An 18,339-nucleotide genomic window follows, 5' to 3' on the forward strand; every position below is an offset into this window, starting at 1 on the left:
ACCGCCGGGAAAGGAGGAGTCGGCATGGGAAAAGCAAACGAACGAAGACCGGGACCCGGCGATTTCGAACGGGTTCCCCGGAACTTTGGGGAACACGGACGGAGAGCGGATTCCGCCGCTGCCGAAGCGGCGGGGACTGCTTCGGACGAGTATTCCGCGTCCGACGATGCGGAGCGGACTGCATCGGACGAGCGTTCCGCGTCCGACGATGCGGTGCGGACTGTGGCGGACGAGTATTCCGCGTCCGACGATGCGGTGCGGACTGCGTCGGACGAGCGTTCCGCCGGCCGAGGCGGCGGCCGGAAAGCAAAGACTGCTCAGCCGGAGCGGCGGGCGGATACCGGAGCCCGAGCGCGTCCGGGCGGCGCGCGCGGCGATGCGGCAGGCGGCCGGACGAAGCTGCGGCCGGGACGGCTGGCAGGCGGTTTGAACGCTTCGTTCGCCGCCGGGGGCCTGCTGCTGATTCTGGCGCTGGCGGCCGTGCTGCTCAAGCCGCTGATCGCCGGCTACGGTCCGCAGGACGTCGATATCGTCGGCCGTCTGGCGCCGCCCGGCGGAAGCCATGCGCTGGGCACGGACAATCTGGGCCGCGATGTGCTGAGCCGCGTATTGTACGGCGCGCAGATTTCGCTGCTGATCGGCTGCTGCACGGCGATCGCCTCGTCGCTGCTCGGTCTGGTCATCGGCTTGTACGCCGCCATGTACCGCCGGCTCGACCAGGTGCTGATGCGGTTTATGGACGCTATCTACGCGTTCCCGGCGATCCTGCTGGCGATCGCGATCGTGGCTGCGCTCGGCCCGAGCGTGCGGAACCTGATCTTCTGCTTGTCGTTCGTGTTTATTCCGGCGGTGGCCCGGATCGTCCGCTCGGCGGCGCTGGTCGCCCGGGAACAGACTTACGTGGAAGCGGCCAAAGCGCTCGGCGCTTCGAATACACGCGTGATCTGGCGGCATATTCTGCCGGCGGCGCTGGCCGCGCTGATCGTACAGGCGACGTTTATTTTCGCCGAAGCGATTATCGTGGAAGCGGCACTGAGCTTTCTCGGCGCGGGCATTCCCGCGCCGACGCCGAGCCTCGGCAATCTGCTGTCCGAAGGCAAGCAGTTTATTTACAACTCCTGGTGGATGACGGTGTTTCCCGGACTGGCGCTGATCGTGCTTGTGCTGGCCGTCAATCTGCTGGGAGACGGGCTGCGCGATCTGCTCGATCCGCAGACGCGGACCGCGCGGAGCGGCGGAGTATCCGGCCGGCTGCGTCTGGGCGCGTTCGGCGTCCGGCGCGGCCAACGCGGCCGGGAGCGGGAGAATCACGCAAGGGAGAGGGGAATCACAGTTGAAAAACATTCATCTGGGCGTGTTTGAAGTCAACGGGATCAATCACCTGACGCAAGGCATCTGGGCCCATCCGGGCCAGGAGCGGGTGCGCTACAACGAGCTGGATTACTGGATCGAGATCGCGCGGATTCTGGAGCGCGGCAAATTCGACTTTATGTTCTTCGCCGATTCGTACGGCTACCCGAAGAAAGGGCGCGAGCTGCTGCTGCGCGAAGCGTCCGGCACGCCGGGCAATGATCCCATGCTGCTGATTCCCGCGCTGGCCGCGGCGACGGAACATCTGGCGTTTACGATGACCACGTCCACCACGTACGAAGCGCCTTACGCCAACGCGCGGCGCTTCTCGACGCTGGATCACCTGACGCGCGGGCGCATCGGCTGGAACGTGGTGACGACGAGCAGTTCGACGGCCGCCGACCTGTTCGGCGGCGGCGAGCTGATCCCGCACGACGAACGTTACGACCGTGCCGACGAGTATATGGACGTCAGTTACAAATACTGGGAAGGAAGCTGGGAAGACGACGCGGTGCGGCTCGACCGCGAGCGGCGCGTCTTCGCCGATCCGGACAAAGTGCACCAGGTGCGGCACGAAGGCCGCTACTTCCGCTCGACCGGCGTGCTCTCGTCCACGCCTTCGCCGCAGCGCACGCCGGTGATCTTCCAGGCCGGCAGTTCCGACCGGGGCCGCGAATTCGCGGCGAAGCACGCCGAAGGCGTTTTTCTCAAAGCGCCAAGCGTCGAAGTGCTGGCGGAGCAGATCCGCGATATCCGCCGGCGCGCCGCGGAAGCCGGGCGCGATCCGCGCGGCATCAAGATCTTCACGGGGTTGTCCGCCGTCGTCGCGCCGACGCGCGAAGAAGCGGAGCGCAAGCACGACGAGTACCTGTCGTACCAGAGCCGCGAAGCGACGCTCGCCAGCTACGCCGGCGTGACCGGGATCGACCTGAACGCGCTCGATCCCGACGCGTATTTCGAGAACATCCATACCGAGATGGGACGGACCCACACCGACCGGTTCACCAAATACAGCAGGACCCGCCGGACGGTGCGCGAAGTGACCGACGATTTCCTGCGCAAAGGCTTCCGCGGACTGACCGTAATCGGCACGCCGGAAGACGTGGCCGACAAGATCGAAGAATGGACGGAAGCCGCCGACCTGGACGGCTTCAACCTGGAGCCGTACATCCTGCCGGATTCCTACAGCGACTTTGTCGATCTGGTCGTGCCGGTGCTCCAGGAACGCGGACTGTTCCGGCGCGAATACGAGCCCGGCACGTTCCGCGAGCGGCTGTTCGGCCCGGAAGCGCCGAGACTGCCGGACACCCACCCCGGCGCAGATTTCCGCCCGGTGCCGCAGCGGCAGGACGGGTAAAGGAGGGAAGAGCGGGGACAGGTAGCTGGAGTGTAGGGATTGGAGGATGGAGCTGGAGCATAGAGTTAAGCTATTTGTATGGAACTTGGCTCGGACAGTTAAGCGAAGCTCGCTCCACAGAGTCGAAATAGCGGCGTACGCGCATTTTTTTGTTGGGAATATTTTTGTTGCGTATAAAAATAAACTTGACCGGTTTTGGGTGAATTCTAGCGTTCTTACCGGTTTGCAGCCGCCGCATTTCGGCGGCTTTTTCGTATGCATAAGTCCGTGTGCAATGGACAGAAAATGCTTGAAACGCCTCGGCCTGGCTTTTCAAGGCGTATGCGCTACAATAAGAAAAAGCGTGGGAACGCGGCGCTGCATACAACGGAAAAGAAAACGGAGGAATGATTATGCTGCTTGAAGTGATTGCTTGCACGCCGGAAGAAGCGGCCGCGGCCGAGCGCGGCGGGGCAGACCGGATCGAATGGATCACCGATCCGTCGGTCGGCGGCGTTACGCCGGACTTGTCGCTGGCGGAACAAATGCGCCGCGCCGTATCGGTTCCGATCCGGGTCATGGTCCGGCCCCGGGGAGGCGGGTTCGTCTACGCCGAAGACGAACTGGAGCAGATGCGTCGCGATATCCGCCGCATCGCCGCCGCAGGCGGCCTGGACGTCGTGACCGGCGTGCTGACGCCGGAAGGGACGGTAGACCAGTCCGCGCTGGCGGGACTGCTGAACGCGGGCCCGGGGCTCGCGTTCACGTTTCACCGCGCGTTCGACGAGGCGGGAGACCTCCCGCGCGCGCTTGACGAGCTGTCCGTCCACCCGCAGGTGACGGACGTGCTGACCTCGGGCGGCGCGCCGGCCGCGCCCGAAGGAGCAGCCGTGCTCGCGGAGCTGCTGCGCCGCTCCGCCGGGCGCCCGCCGCGCATTCTCGCCGGCGCGGGCCTGACGGCGGAGAACCTGCGTCCGTTTCTGGACGCGGCAGGCGCGGACCGGATTCATATCGGGTCCGCAGCCCGGATCGGCGGCGCTTCGTCGGCGCCGATCGATCCCGCGCGGGTGCGCGAAATCCGCGGGATTATCGCGGATTGGTCTGCGGCGCGGCAGTAGCGCCACGACGCGCCGCTCCCCGGCCGGCTCGCAAGCAGCCGGCCCCCGCATTTTCGCGCGTGTCGGGGGCGAAATGCCGCGCCGCTCGATCGGGGCGGCAGCGTGGTCGCGGATGGGTTCTGACGCCATCTTTGTTGGCGGTCCTGCTTATAACCAGCCCGCGTTCGCGGCTTCCGCAATCTTATATTCGATAACGCGGTTCGCAGCATCGGCCTCCATGCATTTCGTCGGTGCTTCGAACCCGCCGGCTGCTTCGTTCTTGCTGTCGCTTTTCAAGCAAATAACTGCCTCTGTACAACTATTTTCGTTGTACTGGCGCTTTTTGGCCAAATAGCTTCGCACATACATTTATTTGTACCGCTTTCGACGTATAAGCCGGCTGCGGAGCGAATTAGTTGTATGAGCGCGGCTATTTTTGATTTTCGTTACTTCCGCGAGGAAATAACTGCATCCACGCAGTTATTTGCGCAAACCGTAGGAAAAAGCGCTGTCTGCTTCGGCCTCAGGTTTCCAATTTTCCTAGGGCGTGTACGTAAACTCCGAAGGAAGCAGATTTGGCTGAATTTTCGTTCGATGCGACTTGTCTCAAATCGATGTTTGGTTTCGTCCGTTTGAATCGCACCTAAACCGTGTGCCATTCAAACGAACAAAAGCCTACTATAGGAGTGAGACAAGCGACTGTGCAAAGAACTTTTCCGAAGGCGTGCCGGGGGCGCGTCAAGGGAACGTGACGCGGCCGTTGAATGAAGCGTATACGCTTTAGGTACGGTTCATTCGCTGAATGAAGCGTATACGCTTTAGGTACGGTTCATTAGAGGGCGAAAAGGCAGATGAAGATGCGCTTCAGTGAGTTTGCGTACACGCCCTATTCCGAATCCCCGGTTCTCGATTCAGGCTTGCCCGTCTCTTCGTCTCGGCCCCCTTTTTCCAAAAAACGCTTGCAATCTCTTTCCTCGTTCTGCTATATTAGTGACCTTCTCTTTTTTCTCACCTTGTCTGAAGTGGACGTTCACCGTCGACACAAAGCTTATCGGAGGTGTAAGATGATTTCTTTCAGGAGCAGTACCCGGCTTTATTTTGTGCTGGCCGCCAAAGGCTACGCGCGCAACATTCAGTACAGAGGCTCGCATCTGCTGCATAATTTCGCGAGCGCCACGTTCGGCTATCTGTACGCCTGCATCTGGATCGGGCTGGGCCGCGACTATTCGCTCGGCGAATACGGCACGCTCGGGATGATGCAGTACATCACATTCACCCAGATGTCGCTGTGGGTATCGAGCTTTATGACGAATGGACTCGGCATTCCGCAGTCGGTCCGCACCGGGCAGATCGCGCTCGATCTGATGCGGCCGGTCCACTTGTTCGCGCAGCTGATGGCGAGGGAATGGGGGCAGATCGCGTATCAGTTTTTCTACAAATCGGTCCCTATCTATCTCGTTATGCTGCTTGCGCTCGGCATGCTGCCGGCCCACGGAGGCAGGACGCTGCCGCTGGCGCTGCTCGCCCTGGCGGGCGCGGCGTATCTGTCGATCTGCATCAATTATCTGATCGGCGTCAGCTCGCTGTGGACGACCGAATCGTCCTGGCTGTACTGGGGCAATCAGGCGCTGATGAATCTGCTCGCCGGATTCTTTATCCCGATCCAGTGGCTGCCGCTCTGGCTTCAGCAGATCGCGTGGGCGTCTCCTTATCCGTTTATGCTCTATGTTCCGACGCAGCTGTACCTGGGCAAAGCAAATCCCGTTCTGCTGCTCGGCACGCTGGCCTGGGGGCTTGCGCTGACCGGACTGTGCCTGCTGGCGACGCGCGTGGTGCGGCGCAGGGTGGAGGTGCAGGGCGGATGAGCGAAGAAACGAAACGGAACGCGAACGGCGAAGCAGGTTTGAGTATTTGGGAAAAGGAAGAGAACGTCGGCGCAAACCGAGGAACGGGCGGCTGCGGAGGTTCGTTCGCGAGTTCGAGCCCGAATCCAAGCGGCGGAAACCGCCGCAGCCGCAGCGAAGCGGTTCGCCGATACATAGCGCTCTATCTGCTGCTGATCCGCACCAGCATCCGCAGCCGGATGCAGTACCGCTTCAACTTCGTGCTGGGTACGCTGCTGGCGGCGGTGATCCAGCTGTCCGAATTCCTCATGGTGGCGATCGTGCTGGCCAAGTTCGGCGCGGTGCAGGGCTGGAGCGTGCACGAAGTCGGCTATTTGTTCGCGGTGATGACTTTTTCCAAAACGCTGTACCGCACATTCGCCGACGAAGTGCATCATCTGGAGAATTACCTGGTCGAAGGCTCGCTGGACCAACTGCTGACCCGGCCGCTGCCGGTGCTGTTGACCCTGCTGCCGCGCGGATTCAAGATCATGTTCGGCGAGGTGATCCAGGGCAGCGCGATTATGGTCTGGGCGCTCGGCGAGATGCTGCGCAGCGGCCGGGTGACGTGGACGGCGATTCCGCAAACGCTGCTCGCGATTGTCATCGGCGGCGTGCTGCTGTTTGCGATCGGGCTGGCGACGGCGACATGCGGATTCTGGACGACGCGGATCTCCATGCTGCAAAACATGACCGAAGACGCGGCGCAAACCGCGGCCCGCTACCCGATGACGCTGTATCCGAACTGGCTGTCGGGCCTGCTGTTTACGGCGATTCCCGTCGGATTGGTGAACTATGTGCCGGCGCTGTACATTTTGCGGGGAGAGCTGGGGCCGTGGGTATTCGGGCTGACGGCTTCGGCCGCGGCCTGCGCCCTGCTGCTGTCGCTGTGGTTCTGGCGGTTCGGACTGAGCCGATACCAGAGTGCGGGAAGCTGAGAGGAGGAGAATCATGCAAACGCAACACGCGGTACGGTCGGCCGGGGAGCCGGCGATCGAAGCGGTCGACTTGTGTAAAAGCTTCAAAACGCCGGTAGCGGCGAAAGGAAAGTTTGCGGGGATGCGTTCGATGTTCAGCCGGGAATATACGGTCAAGGAAGCGGTGCGAGGTATCGATTTTACGGTGGAAAAAGGAGAATTCGTCGGTTATATCGGCCCCAACGGAGCCGGCAAATCGACGACCATCAAAATGCTGACCGGCATTCTGCATCCCTCGTCGGGCGGCGTCCGGCTGGCGGGTATCGATCCGCACGCCGACCGGAAGCGCTGCGCTTCGCGGATCGGCGTGGTATTCGGCCAGCGCAGCCAGCTCTGGTGGGACCTGCCGGTGCGCGATTCGTACGAGATCCTGGCGCAGATGTACGGCGTGAGCGAAGCGGATAAAGTCAGGCGGCTCGGCGAATTCGCCGAGCTGCTGGACCTGAACGAATTCTGGGACACTCCGGTGCGCAAGCTGTCGCTGGGCCAGCGGATGCGCGCCGATATCGCGGCGGCGATGCTGCACGACCCGGAGCTGCTGTTCCTGGACGAGCCGACGATCGGGCTGGACGTGAACGCCAAGCGCAATATCCGCGGCTTCCTCAAAGTGCTGAACGAACAGTTCGGCAAAACGATCCTGCTCACCACCCACGATATGGACGATATCGAGCAGCTCTGCCGCCGCGTGATGGTGATCGGCGGCGGCCGGCTGACCTACGACGGCACGATCGAAGGACTGCGGCGGGAAATCGGGCTGCCGACGGAGATCAAAGTGACGTATCGGGGCGGGTACGAAGTGCCGGACGCGCGGCGCGAAGAAGAAACGCGCCGGCCGTCCGAGGCCGGCATTCCGGTCGGGCGGCGCGCCGGCTCGACGTCTTCCGAAGAAGCGCCGCCGATGCGCGTCTTGACGCGCGGCGAGCGGACCCTGACCGTCGAGGTCAACCGGCAGGAGACGCGTACCATGGACGTGCTGCGCGAACTCGGCCGGTGGGGCGAGATCGACGACGTGGAAATGCGGGAGCCGGATTTTGAAGAAGTGATTAGGCGGATTTACGGTTAGAAGCGAGAAGCGAGAAGCGAGAAGCGAGAAGCGAGAAGCGAGAAGCGAGTGGCGGGGAGCGGAAAGAAGGAAGTGGGAGCGTCAAAGAAATGCGACAATCCACTTTATTTATGGGATTGGCGTTTTTTTCAAATCATGAAGTGCAAAAATCCACTTTATTTGCCGGAAATGACCTGAAAAGGCGGGAATCCGGCGTATAGAGTGGATTTTTGCGATTTATTCGACTTTTAAGCCTTGCCAACGCCGAATAAAGTGGATATTTGCAGTTTAGTTTAGCATAAGGCTTGGGGCCCGATATGGCTGGGCCGGTCGGCGCGCGGGTCGGGCTGCACGATACGCAGATAGGTTCAGTCGCTTTACGGTCTTTCGCTCGCTGCCGATTTCTTTCTTTACGACAGCAGCACATCCAGCGCCCGGCTGTACTTCTCTACCCGCTGACGGTCTTCTTCCGAAGATTCCTTGATCCGCGTCAGATCCATATTGTCCTGCAGATCGAGAATCTTGACGCGAGCCGCAAGCCGGTGGCCTTTGATGCGCAGGATGAACGCTTCGTAGGTCTCGCTTTCGCGGCGCGACAAACGGTCGACGGCTTCGACGATCTCGTCGGAGAAGCCTTCGCGGCGCAGGTCGTCCAGCGTCAGGTCGCTGTCTTCGACCGTATCGTGCAGCGCGGCGACGATCTGCTCGTCCTCGGTCAGCGCGCGCAGCATCAGGCGAAACGGATGAAAAATGTAAGGCTGGCCGCCTTTGTCGGTCTGCCCTTCGTGGCAGCGGGCGGCGATGGTGATGGCTTTGGTGAGCATGGACATCTTAATCCCTCCTGGTCGGGCGATTTCGGGAGGACCGTCGCAGAGGCCGGTCCTCGAACCCGGTTTCTATAAAAGCATTACCCGCGCGGCCGCGACCGTTACACAGGCGGAGAAGCCGCTTCGGTTCAAATCCGGCGGATCGGAGCGTCCGTCCGCAACTCCTGATAGATCGGCCCGACACTTGGACAGGAAAACAATAAACCGCCCTCCGTAATGGAAGGCGGTTCTTTTCGTAGAACTTGGCGGCAAATTCTCAAGCTGCAAAGTCCGGCTTAGAAATTGAAGTTGTCCGGGTCCGGGCCGGTGCGCTCGTTCTTGTTCAGCGCTTCGAGGCTCGAAATTTCTTCCGGCGTCAGCGTAAAGTCGAAGATATCGGCGTTCTCGATCACGCGGCTTTCTTTGACGGAGCGGGTCAGCACGACCACGCCTTTGTCGAGCACCCAGCGGAGCTGGATCTGCGCCGGGGACTTGCCGTATTTGTCGGCCAGGGAAGTGAGCGCTTCGTTGTCGAACAAACGGCCCTGGGCGAGCGGGGACCAGGCTTCGACCTGGATGCCTTTTTTCGCGCAGTAGTCGATCAGTTCGCTCTGGGTCAGCAGCGGGTGGAATTCCACCTGGTTGACCGCCGGCACGACTTCCGCGTCTTCGAGCAGATCGTCGAGGTGGTGCGGCTGGAAGTTGCTGACGCCGATCGAACGGATGCGTCCGTCTTTGTACAGCTTTTCCATCGCGCGCCAGGTGTCTTTGTATTTGCCTTTAACCGGCCAGTGGATGAGGTAGAGATCGAGCACGTCGAGACCCAGCTTCTGCATCGTCGCGTCGAACGCGGCCAGCGTCGATTCGTAGCCCTGATCGCCGTTCCACACTTTGGACGTGATGAAGAGGTCGTCGCGGTTGACGCCGGATTCGCGGATCGCTTCGCCGACACTTTTCTCGTTCTTGTACGCGGCAGCCGTATCGACGCCGATATAACCGGCTTTAAGCGCGGCTTTGACGGAATCTTTCGCTTCTTCGCCGTCTTTTACCTGCCATACGCCCAGACCGAACCAGGGCATTTCCACGCCGTTGTTCAGTTTTACTTTTGCAGTCAAGCTCGTAGTCATCGAAAAATTCCTCCCTATTCTTGAACATTCGGGCGGATGCCGCAGCGCGGCCCGCCGCACAGTTACTTATTATAACAAACCTGTTTACCGAACGCACATGGCACTGCCAGGCGTATCCATCTATTAACATACCCGTTGAACAAAGGTTCAATCCGTTTCGGCAAAAAGAACCGCAGGAGGTCGGTCGATCGGCGAAAGGCTCGGCCGAGAAAGCCGGCGGCGCTGGAACCTCCTGCCGCTTTATCGGCCGTTCTCCGGTTTGCGATACGGCACGCGCAGCAGCGCCAGCAGGCCGAGCACCGCCATGACGACCAGCGAGAGCAGCGCGGCGCGGCTGGCGGCCGTGCCGTAATCGGCCAACACCCAGGTAACGGTGCCGTAGACCAGCGGGCCGACTACGGACGACAGCTTGCCGGAAAAAGCGAACAGTCCGAAGAACTGGCCTCTTTTTTCCGGGGGAGACAGTTCGACGATCATCGTGCGCGACGTGACCCACAGCGAGCCCATCGCGACTCCGTAGAGGCAGGCGGCGATCCAGAATACGGCGTCCGTAAACGCGGAAGCGGCCAGGACCAGCGCGGCGATCAGCACAAAGGCGACGAGGGCCGAAGCGTTCTTGCTGCCGATCCTGCGGTTGATATAGCCGAACGCGAACGAGCCGATAATCGCCCAGACCGTCGCCACCAGGTACAGCAGGATAAACTGGCCGGTGCTGAAGCCCATCACCGCCGTGGCGTAGACGCTCATCATGGCGATCGCGGTGGCGACGGCGTCGTTGAAGAAGAAGTAAGCGATCATAAAAGTAAAGATGGCGCGGTACTTTTTCGCTTCGCGGAATGTCCGATAAATCTCGCGGTAGCCGCTCCAAAAGGAAGCTTTCGCGTTCGTTCCGGGAGCGGGCACGGCGGGCTTTTCGCGGTAAAACAGCACGATCGGCAGGGTGAACAGCAGGTACAGCGCGGCCGTCAGCACGAACGCCAGCGGATAATCGCCGCCCGCGACCACATAAACGACGAGCCCCATCAGCGTGCCGACGTAGCCGACCGCGACGCCGAAGCCCGAGACGAGCGGCACGTCCGGACCGGAGGCGAGATCGGGCAGCATATTGTCGTAGAACAGCTGGCCGGAATTATAGAAGAATTTGGCCGCGGTGAAGAAGACCAGCACAAGCAGCACGGACAGCGGCAGCCCCAGCCCCGACACGGGCGCCCCGACCGGCGAGTAAGCGGCGAAGCCCATCAGAAACGTGCAGGCGATCGAAGCGAACGCGAACGGAATAAGAAATGCTTTTTTGCGGCCGGTGCGGTCCATCCAGACCCCGAGCAGGGGCGTGAACAGCACGAGCAGCAGGCCGGACAAGGCGTTGGCGTAGCTGATAAACGTGCTGGCGAGCTGGTCCATCCGGGCGTCGCCGCCGAGCGCTTCCCGCAGGTAAAGCGGAAAAAAGATCGTGACGATGTTGGAAGAAAAAATCGTGTTGGCGAAATCGTAAAGCGCCCAGCACAGGACGGGCAGCGATAAAAGCAGGCCGGCCCGGCGGCGAGGCGGTTTGGAAGCGGAAAGGTTCGGCATGGCAATCCCCTTTTCGATCGATTTGGCGCTGCGCGCCGGGAGAGGTCGTAGACGAGCCCCTCGTTAATCCGATCATATCACCGCGGGGCGCGGGTCAAGAAGAGCGGCAGGCAACATTTACGGCGCGCAAACAATTTTGACGCCGCGTTTACGCTTGCGCCGGCAGGATGAAAGTCTGCGCATCGGCGCGAATTCGACATTCCCCGGACAAAAGAATACGATAGAAGACGCAGCCGCGCCCGCCGGATTGGCAAGCAAAACGGCCGGGCCGGCCAATCGGCAGACGAAGGAGACAGGGCGACATGACGACAAACACACCGGCGGCGCTGGAGAAAACGCTGGAGACGAGAAAGCAGCTATGGAAAAGCGTGGAGGGAATGGACGACGAAACGCTGAACCGCCGTTCGCAGCAGGGCGGCTGGACGATCGCGCAGGTGCTGGAGCACCTGTATCTGATGGAAGGCGCGATATCTTCGAGCCTGACTCAAGCGCTTCGGGCGGAAGGCGACCATCCGACCGACCGCAAGCCGTTCCACCTGTCGCTGGACCGCTCGCGCAAGATCGAAGCGCCGGAGTATCTGCGGCCCGCGGAAGAATTCCGCACGCGGCTGGAACTGGAAGCGAAGCTTGAGCGTTCGCGCGACGCGCTGGTCCTAGCGGCCGGCAGCGTGGACGAGGAACGGCTGCCGTTCAAATCGTATCCGCACCCCGTGTTCGGCCTGATGGACGCCGCCCAGTGGCTGGAGTTCGTCGGCGTGCACGAACAGCGTCACATGGACCAGATCGAAGAAATCAAACGCGCGCTGTAATCGGGTCAAAGGGGTTTAATTCCTATCAGATAAGTGGAGGTATTACGGTTTCGGACGGATTTCTCGCGAAGTGATGAAACTCTTTAATTCCGGTTGAAAAGGGTTAACGGTCGTAGTAATTTGGGTATGTAAATACCAGCTAACGAAATAAAATTAGAGAATTCCGAGGAGGAAAACACAATGGAAAAGATGGCGATGGAAATGATGATGACGATGTGCATGGACGAAATGATGTGCAAGATGAACACGATGAAAATGTGCATGGAAAAAATGTCCGGCATGGAAGGCATGAGCATGAAAGACATGAACATGGATATGGACATGATGATGAAGAAAATGCAAGAGTGCGACGAAATGATGACGTCCTGTATGTCTATGATGCGCAAAGAAATGGAAATGTCGAAATAAGGTTTCGTCTTTAAAAGCTTCGCATGATAGGCATGCAGATTTTTCTGCCTGCCTTTTTTGCGTTTAAACGCGGATGTATCGTCCCCGAATCTGCTGCGAAACGTTGATGCGCTCCTGCTTCAGCTCCCAGATCTGCTCGATCCATCCGCTCTGGTGGGCGGAACGGGATTCCAGACGGACCCTGGCAAACAGGTTCAGCAGGTCGGCGTTGATACGGTCGAAGCGTTCCCAGAGCTGCGCGAGCGTGCGGTCCTGTTCGGAAGCGGGCGCGGCGGCGGCAAGCCGGAGCATCGAATCGACAAGGCTATTCTGCCATTCGGCATCGTTGATGGACTTGGCGTAGTTGTACAGATCCAGATAATCGTCTACGGACATTGCGGGGTCAGCTCCTTTATTTCTATTACCGAGTATTATACTAGGTTTTATCGAATTTACAACCGTGTTTTTTAATTTTTTTCGTTTGATACAGTTATCGGTTCGATCGGCCCATAATTCGACATCGGTTTTACGAATATCCTAATATAGATAAAGAACGCATCACGGATTGGACGATAAAAGGAGAGACTTCGGGGGGGTTATTCGAACAGGACAGGCTTCGCTTCTTCCGTCAGCGGAAGCAAAAAAGCGCCGCGCCTGGCCACGGCGGGCGCTTTCCTGCTGCTGCCGGGCAGTATCGCTTCGCCGGCTTATTCCGCTTCGAGGCGGTCCGGCTTGTTCGCGCCGGCTTCGGGACTCGGCTCGAACGGATAAGCGATATCCGTCGGCACGACGAGCCCCAGCGTCTGCATCTCGCCGAGAATGCAGGCGACGTGATAGCGGTAGATGACCGCCTGGGAATCGGGCGACAGCGCGCTTTCGGCTTTCTGGTTCGAAACCTGGAGCAGGCTGACGCCCAGGCTCGCCACCTGCGCCGGATCGTCGTCGGTCAGCAGGCGGATCATGCGCATATGCGAGTACGTATTGCGGTAGACGTCGAGTTCCTGCTCGATCCGTTCGACCAGATCGTGTTTTTTATTTTTGCCGAGGTCGAATTCTTCCCGGTACGTATCGTAGGCTTTCTGGAGCGTGGCCAGGTCTTTCTTGAGCGGGCTGATATGAAGGCTCCCGCCGAGGCGGAGCAGCTCGTGCGAGAGCTCCGTCAGGTGATGGCGCACCGCCAGCCGCGAACGCTCCAGATTCCGGTCGTGCTTGGGCGGAACGACGAAGTAATTCACCAGCACGGCGACGCCGATGCCGAGCAGCGTGTCGAGCACGCGGTGCAGCGCATAGGTGAACGCGCCTTCGCCAGGATGCAGATTGAGCATGATCGCAAGGAACACGATGCCGGCGATCGAGACCGACTTGTTCCATTTGAGCAGATTGCATACATAGATCACGCAGACGATGCCGATCGCCGACAGCAGCGCGTTGTGCGGGGCGACGAAAGCGAACAATCCGCCGAAAGCCGCGCCGACCAGCGTGCCCATCGTCCGGTTTTTCCCGGCGACGTACGAGCTTGTGATCGAACTTTCCATCGCGATGATCGTGGCGATCGCCGCGTAGAACGGATATTCCAGATCGAGCGCATAGGAGATCAGCACACAGATAAATACCGCCAGCGCCGTCTTGATATTACGCATCCCGATTGCAAACCTCATGATGATGCCACGCCTCCCGAATCACGATTTCAAATTTGAATAACGTATTTTAGAAATATCTCTATGTGAAATATTATACGTACTTGCGGCGCGCAGGGCAATTGACGAATACGTGGCGAAAAAAGTCGGCGGCTTGCGAAAACCGGCGTCGACAGGTAAGTTGGGAAAGAGAAATCCAGCGCCGAAAGGAGTTTATACCAATGATTGAAGCTTTTATTTTCGATATGGACGGGGTTATTATCGACAGCGAGCCGCTGCACTTCGATGTGGACCGGCATACGATGGATTATTTCGGACATCCGATCACGCAGGAGAAGCTGGAGGAGTACGTGGGCATGACCAATCCCGAGCTGTGGGCGTCGATTCGCGAGGAATACGGCATGGCGCAGACGGTGGAAGAGATTATCGAGTACCAGCTGACGTATAAAATGGAGGTGCTGCGCGCGTTCGAGACGGAACCGATCGACGGCATCCGGGAGCTGATTGCGGAGTTGAAAAAAGGCGGGATTCCGCGCGCGATCGCATCGTCGTCCCCGCCGGTGTTTATCGAAGCCGTGCTGGAGAAATTCGGTCTGCGGGAAGAATTCGCGCAGGTCGTCAGCAGCGAGCAGGTTCCCAAAGGCAAACCGGCGCCGGACGTCTATCTGCGCGCGGCGGAACTGCTCGGCGCCGATCCGGCGAACTGCGTGGTGCTCGAAGACGCCAGACACGGCATCGCGGCCGCCAAAGCGGCGGGCATGCACTGTATCGGCTTCGTGAATCCGAATTCCGGCAACCAGGATCTGTCGCGGGCGGACCTGATCGTCGCGTCCGTTCGCGATATCAAGCTGGACGATCTGGCGAAGGTGGAGGAGAAGTAAGGGCGGATTCAAGCATCGGGCCGGATAACCGGATGGATTTGGGAAAAGCGCAACACAAAAAGCCGCGAAGGCGCGTTATACGCCGGCGCGGCTTTTTTAGCAATATTTAAGAGCGATTTTATTGGAATCTTGAAAGCTGATTGGGTACAGGTTAACTTTTCTTTTTCATTTCCAAATAGGGGCCTCTAGTATCATGATAGATGTGAAGATGTCTGCCGATACCTTGTTTGCTTTGATCGTAAGATCGAATATCGTTTTTCTTTAGTTTGAGTAGCACTTTAGGTTTGTGACTAGCCTGTGATGCGTTAAGGGTAAGTATTTCAATCCCTAAACGTCCCGTAATTTCTCCGCTTCGAATCTTATTTTGGAATCGTTTAAATCTCCGTTTTTCTCGGTAGCGTTTTTTGATCAATTCGGCGCGTTCCAGCAGTTCTTGTTCGCGTTCTGGTGTTTGTGGATGCAACCAATTCGCCATTTGTGGAAGTTCGTGGATGACGATCGGAGACTGATCCGGCTTAGGATGACTCATTTTACTCGCCTCCATGCTTCGAAATGATTTCAAAGTTAAGCAGCTTTAAGAACAATACCATAATTATTTTCGCTGTAGTCTACAAATATATCCGCACGTTTTTTATGAAGTGTCCAACTGGATAGGGTTCTATGTTTAATAATCGGTGATACTCCTCCAACTTCTACATGCTCCCACCAATCGGGTCGCTGCTCCCAACTTAGCCCGCGATAAACGATCAACGAATCGACATTCTTTTCACACAGAAGTTTTTGGGTAACGTCATATATAACTTTTACAGCAGCTATTTCGTTTTGATTGAGTTCTGAAATTTCTTGAATCTTGGCATCATAATGATAATAGGGTATATCCAGCATCTTAGAGACTGCTTTTTCCATAGCCATAGATTTGGGCGAATTGGCATCTATAATCCATTTGGCGCGTAAATCGACCGTCGCATCGACAACTTTTTCAGCTATGTCTTCACTTATCTTTTCAGTCAGAAAAAGTTCAAAATCTGCGCCATATTGATTATCGGTCAGATACAGCATTCCTTCGATTCCTTCGATTATCTTTCCTGGCAATAGTAAAACTTCCAACTTAAACAGCATTTTACCTGTACAGAGTGCGTTCGTTCAGACTTGTTCCCTTTATAAGCATTGCTGCGATCAAGGCCGTTTAACCGCGATCTCCCCCATCCGCTCCGTGCCGTAAGCACCGGGGTTCAGCGTATTGTTTTTCGGTCCGTACGAGATGCGCAGGGAAGTTCCGTCCTCCAGGTGAATGCGCAGAAAAATCCGGTATTCCGGCGGGTTGTTTTTATAAATCTCGTCGGAGCCGACGTATTTCAACGGCAGCATGTCGGAGATAAACGCTTCGGTATCTTCCGGACTGAAATCCCACATAGGACTGCCGTCGTTACCGCTCTCTCGGCTGAGCTTGAGCACTTTGCCTTCGATATCGTACAGATCGCCGATCGTTTCCGCGCGCGGATTGTCGTGAACCTGGTAGATTCGGCCGTCGGCGAGTACCCGAAAGTCCGGATCGTAGCCCTTGAGCGCATAAACTTTCGTTCCGACCGGCAGGTAAGCGGCGTCGCCGTTCTGCGTCACATGGTCGGTGCAGGCGCTCTCGGACAGATTGTATTCGGTCTTTCCGATCGGCTCGCCGATCCATTCTTCCGGCACTTCCGTGTCGGGATTGTCCAGGCTGGTGTACGTCATATCGTTCAGCATCAGCACGTCGATCCATTCGAGAATAGCCATGCACGGCTCGCCGGATTCTTTTCTCGGACCGGAAGGCGTTTCGCCGCCCGCTTCTGCGTCGGCAGGTTCCGGCTTTGCTTGCTGCACGGTAGCGGAATTAGGCCGGACGCTTTGCTCGCTGCGTTCCGCGGAAGAACCGCATCCTGTCAGCAGCAGCACGCCGAGCAGGGGAAGCAGCAGAATCCGGCTCCAGCCCTTGGATGCTCGATCCATTTTGTGCACGTTTATCACCCCTTTCTTATAAAACGAATGTATTGCGCGAAAAGTTACATCGGACGGTATCGGGAAACGGGAATCCGAGTATTTCGGTTCGTCTTCCGCGCGGAAGAGGTAATACATAAAGACGGAATCGACTTATCCCAAACGGAAGAGGTGCACGCTGGATGACGCAAAACGGACAAACGCCGCAGGAGCACACGCTGGACAACAGTCTGGCCCTGCTCAAAGACGGCTACGATTTTATTTTGAAACGGCGCAGGGAAATGGATACGGAGATCTTCCGCACGCGGCTGCTCGGGCAGCCCGCGCTCTGCATGGGCGGCAAAGACGCGGCGGAATTGTTCTACGATACGACGAAATTCAAGCGGTCCGGCGCGATTCCGAAACGGATTCAGAAATCGCTGTTCGGCGTGGACGCGATCCAGACGCTGGACGGCGAGGCGCACCGGCACCGCAAGCGGTTGTTTATGTCGCTGATGTCGCGCGAGCGGCTGGACGTCTTTATGGAGCTGCTGCGCGAAGAATGGGAAGCGGCGGCGGCCAAATGGGAAAGACTCGAAGAAATCGAACTGTTCGGCGAGTCGCAGGAGCTGCTGTATCGCGCGGCCTGCCGCTGGTCGGGCGTTCCCGTCGACGAAGAAACGGCGCGCAGGCGGGCGGACGATATGGGCGACATGGTCGAAGCGTTCGGCGCGGTCGGTCCCCGGCATGCGGCGGGACGCAGCGCGCGGCGGCGGACGGAGGACTGGCTGGAAGGTTTTATTCTCGATCTGCGCGCCGGAGAGTTCAAAGTCCCGGAAGGCACGGCTGCTTACGCGATGGCATTCCACCGGGATTTGCAGGATCGCGAGCTGGATTCGCGCATGGCGGCGATCGAGCTGATTAACATCGTCCGTCCGATCGTGGCGATCGGGCGCTATGTGGTCTTCAATGCCATGGCGCTGCACGATCATCCCGAATACCGGGAGAAGCTGGCCGCGGACGAAGGCAAATACCGCCAGTGGTTCGTGCAGGAAACGCGCCGTTATTATCCGTTTACGCCTTTTCTCGGCGCTTCGGTCATCCACGACTTCATCTGGAAAGGACACGAATTCGAGGAAGGCACGATGGTGCTGCTCGATATTTACGGCACGACGCACGATCCGGCGCTGTGGGACGAACCGGACAAGTTCAAGCCCGAACGGTTCGAGCACTGGGGCGGCAGCCCGTTCGACCTGATCCCGCAGGGCGGCGGCGACCCGAATTTCGGACACCGCTGCGCGGGCGAATGGCTGACGATCGACGCGATGCGGGTCGGGCTGGAATTTCTGGCGGGGCGTCTCGACTACGACGTGCCGGAGCAGGATCTGGACCTGAGTTTGTCGCGGATGCCGGCGCTGCCGGACAGCCGGTTTGTGATGAGGAATGTGCGGCGCAAGTATCAAATTTGATTGTTGATTTTCG

The 18,339-nt window shown here is 58.7% G+C and carries 18 protein-coding genes; 10 read left to right on the top strand and 8 right to left on the bottom strand.

Features of this window, described 5'->3' with window-relative positions; all coding sequences use genetic code 11:
- The first annotated feature begins 24 nt into the window (after positions 1-24).
- The 6 genes from QWJ34_RS00575 to QWJ34_RS00600 all read left to right on the top strand — a co-directional run bounded on the left by QWJ34_RS00575 (position 25) and on the right by QWJ34_RS00600 (position 7,706).
- Positions 25-1,362: an ABC transporter permease gene (locus QWJ34_RS00575; protein ID WP_302725106.1), complete on the top strand. Its 1,338-nt coding sequence runs from the start codon at positions 25-27 to the stop codon at positions 1,360-1,362.
- Positions 1,334-2,707, top strand: coding sequence for an LLM class flavin-dependent oxidoreductase (locus QWJ34_RS00580; protein ID WP_302725107.1), 1,374 nt, complete (start codon positions 1,334-1,336; stop codon positions 2,705-2,707). The genes QWJ34_RS00575 and QWJ34_RS00580 overlap by 29 nt, the downstream gene beginning before the upstream one ends.
- A gap of 392 nt (positions 2,708-3,099) precedes the next feature.
- Positions 3,100-3,804, top strand: a complete 705-nt coding sequence (locus QWJ34_RS00585) for a copper homeostasis protein CutC (RefSeq protein WP_302725108.1) — start codon at positions 3,100-3,102, stop codon at positions 3,802-3,804.
- A 1,043-nt stretch (positions 3,805-4,847) separates the two neighbouring features.
- Positions 4,848-5,648 carry an ABC-2 family transporter protein gene (locus QWJ34_RS00590; protein ID WP_302725109.1) on the top strand — a complete coding sequence of 267 codons (801 nt, stop codon included), beginning with the start codon at positions 4,848-4,850 and terminating at the stop codon, positions 5,646-5,648.
- A gap of 218 nt (positions 5,649-5,866) precedes the next feature.
- Positions 5,867-6,604, top strand: a complete 738-nt coding sequence (locus QWJ34_RS00595) for an ABC transporter permease (protein WP_302725809.1) — start codon at positions 5,867-5,869, stop codon at positions 6,602-6,604.
- A gap of 13 nt (positions 6,605-6,617) precedes the next feature.
- A complete protein-coding gene (locus QWJ34_RS00600; protein WP_302725110.1) occupies positions 6,618-7,706 on the top strand; it encodes an ABC transporter ATP-binding protein in 1,089 nt (362 codons plus the stop codon).
- Positions 7,707-8,095: 389 nt separating this feature from the next.
- On the opposite strand, the gene QWJ34_RS00605 is transcribed toward QWJ34_RS00600, so the two are convergent.
- The 3 genes from QWJ34_RS00605 to QWJ34_RS00615 all read right to left on the bottom strand — a co-directional run bounded on the left by QWJ34_RS00605 (position 8,096) and on the right by QWJ34_RS00615 (position 11,190).
- Positions 8,096-8,515 carry an HD domain-containing protein gene (locus QWJ34_RS00605; protein WP_302725111.1) on the bottom strand — a complete coding sequence of 140 codons (420 nt, stop codon included), beginning with the start codon at positions 8,513-8,515 and terminating at the stop codon, positions 8,096-8,098.
- 272 nt (positions 8,516-8,787) lie between these two features.
- Complete coding sequence (locus QWJ34_RS00610) at positions 8,788-9,618, bottom strand: aldo/keto reductase (protein ID WP_302725112.1); 831 nt, start codon at positions 9,616-9,618, stop codon at positions 8,788-8,790.
- A 240-nt stretch (positions 9,619-9,858) separates the two neighbouring features.
- Positions 9,859-11,190: an MFS transporter gene (locus QWJ34_RS00615; protein ID WP_302725113.1), complete on the bottom strand. Its 1,332-nt coding sequence runs from the start codon at positions 11,188-11,190 to the stop codon at positions 9,859-9,861.
- Between the two features lie 302 nt (positions 11,191-11,492).
- Between QWJ34_RS00615 and QWJ34_RS00620 the strand changes: the two genes are divergently transcribed.
- Together QWJ34_RS00620 and QWJ34_RS00625 are read left to right on the top strand one after the other, a co-directional pair.
- Positions 11,493-11,999: a DinB family protein gene (locus QWJ34_RS00620; protein ID WP_302725114.1), complete on the top strand. Its 507-nt coding sequence runs from the start codon at positions 11,493-11,495 to the stop codon at positions 11,997-11,999.
- Between the two features lie 180 nt (positions 12,000-12,179).
- A complete protein-coding gene (locus tag QWJ34_RS00625; RefSeq protein ID WP_302725115.1) occupies positions 12,180-12,407 on the top strand; it encodes a hypothetical protein in 228 nt (75 codons plus the stop codon).
- A 63-nt stretch (positions 12,408-12,470) separates the two neighbouring features.
- Here QWJ34_RS00625 and QWJ34_RS00630 read toward each other — a convergent pair whose 3' ends face one another.
- Together QWJ34_RS00630 and QWJ34_RS00635 are read right to left on the bottom strand one after the other, a co-directional pair.
- Positions 12,471-12,782, bottom strand: coding sequence for a hypothetical protein (locus tag QWJ34_RS00630; RefSeq protein WP_302725116.1), 312 nt, complete (start codon positions 12,780-12,782; stop codon positions 12,471-12,473).
- 311 nt (positions 12,783-13,093) lie between these two features.
- Positions 13,094-14,044, bottom strand: coding sequence for an FUSC family protein (locus QWJ34_RS00635; protein ID WP_302725117.1), 951 nt, complete (start codon positions 14,042-14,044; stop codon positions 13,094-13,096).
- Between the two features lie 200 nt (positions 14,045-14,244).
- Here QWJ34_RS00635 and QWJ34_RS00640 point away from each other — a divergent pair, with 200 nt between their 5' ends.
- Positions 14,245-14,904, top strand: coding sequence for an HAD family hydrolase (locus QWJ34_RS00640; RefSeq protein WP_302725118.1), 660 nt, complete (start codon positions 14,245-14,247; stop codon positions 14,902-14,904).
- A 151-nt stretch (positions 14,905-15,055) separates the two neighbouring features.
- On the opposite strand, the gene QWJ34_RS00645 is transcribed toward QWJ34_RS00640, so the two are convergent.
- The 3 genes from QWJ34_RS00645 to QWJ34_RS00655 form a co-directional block, all read right to left on the bottom strand.
- Positions 15,056-15,433, bottom strand: coding sequence for a hypothetical protein (locus QWJ34_RS00645; protein WP_302725119.1), 378 nt, complete (start codon positions 15,431-15,433; stop codon positions 15,056-15,058).
- A gap of 35 nt (positions 15,434-15,468) precedes the next feature.
- Positions 15,469-15,963 (bottom strand): hypothetical protein, encoded by a 495-nt coding sequence (locus QWJ34_RS00650; protein ID WP_302725120.1) that lies wholly within the window; start codon positions 15,961-15,963, stop codon positions 15,469-15,471.
- A gap of 117 nt (positions 15,964-16,080) precedes the next feature.
- On the bottom strand, positions 16,081-16,899 hold the full coding sequence (locus tag QWJ34_RS00655) for a hypothetical protein (RefSeq protein WP_302725121.1): 819 nt from the start codon (positions 16,897-16,899) through the stop codon (positions 16,081-16,083).
- Between the two features lie 161 nt (positions 16,900-17,060).
- Between QWJ34_RS00655 and cypC the strand changes: the two genes are divergently transcribed.
- Positions 17,061-18,326, top strand: coding sequence for a CYP152 family fatty-acid peroxygenase CypC (cypC, locus tag QWJ34_RS00660; RefSeq protein ID WP_302725122.1), 1,266 nt, complete (start codon positions 17,061-17,063; stop codon positions 18,324-18,326).
- Positions 18,327-18,339: the final 13 nt, after the last annotated feature.

Source organism: Saccharibacillus sp. CPCC 101409 (assembly GCF_030518235.1).
Taxonomy (GTDB): domain Bacteria; phylum Bacillota; class Bacilli; order Paenibacillales; family Paenibacillaceae; genus Saccharibacillus.

Bases quoted from the DNA above. Each gene is read 5' to 3' on its own strand.
- QWJ34_RS00595 (WP_302725809.1), top strand. From the start codon at position 5,867: ATGCAGTACCGCTTCAACTTCGTGCTGGGTACGCTGCTGGCGGCGGTG.
- QWJ34_RS00585 (WP_302725108.1), top strand. From the start codon at position 3,100: ATGCTGCTTGAAGTGATTGCTTGCACGCCGGAAGAAGCGGCCGCGGCC.
- QWJ34_RS00645 (WP_302725119.1), bottom strand. From the start codon at position 15,433: ATGAGTCATCCTAAGCCGGATCAGTCTCCGATCGTCATCCACGAACTT.
- QWJ34_RS00640 (WP_302725118.1), top strand. From the start codon at position 14,245: ATGATTGAAGCTTTTATTTTCGATATGGACGGGGTTATTATCGACAGC.
- QWJ34_RS00630 (WP_302725116.1), bottom strand. From the start codon at position 12,782: ATGTCCGTAGACGATTATCTGGATCTGTACAACTACGCCAAGTCCATC.
- QWJ34_RS00625 (WP_302725115.1), top strand. From the start codon at position 12,180: ATGGAAAAGATGGCGATGGAAATGATGATGACGATGTGCATGGACGAA.
- QWJ34_RS00610 (WP_302725112.1), bottom strand. From the start codon at position 9,618: ATGACTACGAGCTTGACTGCAAAAGTAAAACTGAACAACGGCGTGGAA.
- QWJ34_RS00600 (WP_302725110.1), top strand. From the start codon at position 6,618: ATGCAAACGCAACACGCGGTACGGTCGGCCGGGGAGCCGGCGATCGAA.
- QWJ34_RS00635 (WP_302725117.1), bottom strand. From the start codon at position 14,044: ATGAGGTTTGCAATCGGGATGCGTAATATCAAGACGGCGCTGGCGGTA.
- QWJ34_RS00615 (WP_302725113.1), bottom strand. From the start codon at position 11,190: ATGCCGAACCTTTCCGCTTCCAAACCGCCTCGCCGCCGGGCCGGCCTG.
- QWJ34_RS00575 (WP_302725106.1), top strand. From the start codon at position 25: ATGGGAAAAGCAAACGAACGAAGACCGGGACCCGGCGATTTCGAACGG.
- QWJ34_RS00620 (WP_302725114.1), top strand. From the start codon at position 11,493: ATGACGACAAACACACCGGCGGCGCTGGAGAAAACGCTGGAGACGAGA.
- QWJ34_RS00590 (WP_302725109.1), top strand. From the start codon at position 4,848: ATGATTTCTTTCAGGAGCAGTACCCGGCTTTATTTTGTGCTGGCCGCC.
- cypC (WP_302725122.1), top strand. From the start codon at position 17,061: ATGACGCAAAACGGACAAACGCCGCAGGAGCACACGCTGGACAACAGT.
- QWJ34_RS00650 (WP_302725120.1), bottom strand. From the start codon at position 15,963: ATGCTGTATCTGACCGATAATCAATATGGCGCAGATTTTGAACTTTTT.
- QWJ34_RS00605 (WP_302725111.1), bottom strand. From the start codon at position 8,515: ATGTCCATGCTCACCAAAGCCATCACCATCGCCGCCCGCTGCCACGAA.